Raw genomic sequence first — 252 nt, 5'->3', positions numbered from 1 at the left:
ACGGGGGCTATCCCGAACGGGGCATCGAACTCCATGCCCAAAACTTTGGTCCTGGTCGAACCGGTACCCTGGTTCCTCAGGTACCTAGGTTGTAACTGTACCTTGCGTATGTCCGAGGTGTTCCTTGCTATGCTTACGTCCTCGTTGCAGCCACCGTCCAGGTACTCAAAGGCGAACTTGGGTATACGTTTCATGGCCTTGTTTCTCAAATCGTCCATTGAAGGATATGCGGGGTTGAATTCCTTGTTCATA

General features: G+C 51.6%; 1 protein-coding gene. It reads right to left on the bottom strand.

The genetic code is table 11. The features are described from left to right. On the bottom strand, positions 1–251 hold a 251-nt coding region (locus H9565_RS20110; RefSeq protein WP_215442160.1), incomplete at its 3' end, for an alpha-hydroxy-acid oxidizing protein. Between the last annotated feature and the right edge of the window lies 1 nt (position 252).

Origin of the sequence: Zobellia russellii (genome assembly GCF_018728565.1) — a bacterium.
GTDB lineage: Bacteria > Bacteroidota > Bacteroidia > Flavobacteriales > Flavobacteriaceae > Zobellia > Zobellia russellii.
Note: the sequence above shows the minus strand (reverse complement) of the source record. Positions and strands in the feature narration are given on the sequence as shown.